Annotated in this window: 1 protein-coding gene; it reads left to right on the forward strand. The window is 34.7% G+C overall.

The window, feature by feature from the left end; translation table 11 throughout:
* On the forward strand, positions 1-2,042 hold a 2,042-nt coding region (locus ADH54_RS09855), incomplete at both ends, for an SspB-related isopeptide-forming adhesin (protein WP_342666615.1).

Below are 2,042 nucleotides of genomic sequence, written 5' to 3' on the forward strand. Positions count from 1 at the left end.
AAAAGTTAGCTGGTGATCCTGGTAAAGATTGGCTTAGTTCAGAGTTAGAAAACTTACTAGGTTCAGATGGTGGGAAGTTCAAGGACAAGATTCGTGACTTGAAAAGTAAAGAGCAGGGTGGAATTAAATATTATGACTTCCTATTATTAAATGATAAGGGAAAGACACATGCGGAAACTTTGACTGGAAGTATTCGTTGGAAAACAGATACAAAAGTGGAAGATATAGCTGGAGTACCAGATAAATTTGTCAATAGAGCTTATAAGGATCCATGGAAAGAAGGTACGGGCGATAAGACTTTATCTACAAAGTTTTATGATGTTCATAAAGGTTTGACATTTAAGCTAGCTAATGTTGGAGAATTTGAAGATGGTAGTAAACTAGATCTACGTTTTACGGTTTCTGAAGAGCCAAAAATTGCTTACAAGTATACAAGTAATCCTTTTTTAAATACAGATAAGGACAATGCGACAATTAGAGAATCTTTAGATATACCTAGTCTAACTGTTGGTAAGGCAGCTAAAGATGATAGTCTAATGTTCTATTATAATAATTTGCATAGTCTTAAATTTCATGTAGAATTTTTAAAGAATGGGAAAAAGGCAAAAGTAGCACTTTCTACAATGATTTCGGATGTCGATTGGAATCAAGGTTCAGAGTTTGTGTTTAGTGATGTCACTTTAAAAGATCAGTTATATTCTCCAGATGAAGATAAACTATCGTATAGTGGTTCTTATTATCGAGGTTTAAAAATCCATGAAGGTCATAAAGTTTATGCTCCTTTTGAAGATGGGATAGATGGAGATAAAGCTCAAGCCCCTGCGGGAACCTATTTGGTTAGTGGTTACGGAGACAGTTTTGACTATACTTTTTATGCAAGAAAAAGTGTTTTAGATGGAACGGTTAAAGATGGGGATTTTGACTATAGTAATGCTTCTAGCTTTATTAAAGCTTCTGGAGGTTTACAGTTTAACTTATTTGGCTCCTCAGCTAAGGGTGTTGTCCATTCAACTGTGACAGCTCCTAAATTGAAAGAAACAAAACCCTTAAAAGAATTACCTCCAGCTCCATTACTAACGCCTGTTCCAAACGTTATTCCTAAACCTGAAATTCATTATCACTATAACTCCTTTGGAATTCGTCCGAACCTAGAAAAGTTTGTCAAGAATTCTAAGGGGGAATCTATTAATAAAAGCTATGTACCAAAACTTTCAACGGTAGAGTGGGAATTAACAACTAAGCCTCTTCCAGCTAATCGTGAAGCTACTACAGACTTTGAGATTGTGGATGCCTTGCCTTCAGGTTTTGTGTTAGATGTTGAAGCTTCAAAGAAGATTAATTCTGATTTTGAATTAACTTATGATAAAGCGAGCCATGTTGTTCGTGTGAAAGGCTTAGAAAGTTTGAAATCTAAGCTTAATCAAGATTTAAGTAAGGAAGTACAAGTACCAGCTCCAATTTTAGTTGGTAAAGTAACGAATGATGGTGCAACCTATAAGAATAACTTCCAATTAAAAATTAATAATAAGTACGAAAGTTATTCAAATATTGTTCAGGTATCGACACCTGGTAAACCGAATGACCCTGATAATCCAAATAACAACTTAATTCAGCCAATAAAACACAATCATAATAAGGATGGTGTTATTATTGATGGAAAAACAGTTCTAGCTGGTTCGAAAAATTACTACCATATTACCTTGGATTATGATCAGTATAAGGGAATAAAGGCAGATCCATCCGCTATTCTGAAAGGCTTTGGTGCAATTGATGATTACCCAGAAGAGGCTGTTACGATTAATCAATCAGATATTCGTTATATTGATAGCGAAGGAAAAGAAGTTTCTGGTATCTCAGTGTATCAGTATGATTCTATAGATTCCGTTGATAATGATAAGGTCAAAGCTTTTCTTGCTAGTTCTGAAATTAAGCCCAAGGGTGCTTTCCAAGTATTTTTAGTGGATGATCCAGAAGCCTATTTTAACCAGTATATTAAATCAGGAAAATCGGTTACAATTATTAATCCAATGGTAACCAAGGAA

The sequence above is a fragment of the Streptococcus pseudopneumoniae genome, assembly GCF_001072315.1.
In the GTDB taxonomy this organism is placed as follows: Bacteria; Bacillota; Bacilli; order Lactobacillales; family Streptococcaceae; genus Streptococcus; species Streptococcus pseudopneumoniae_R.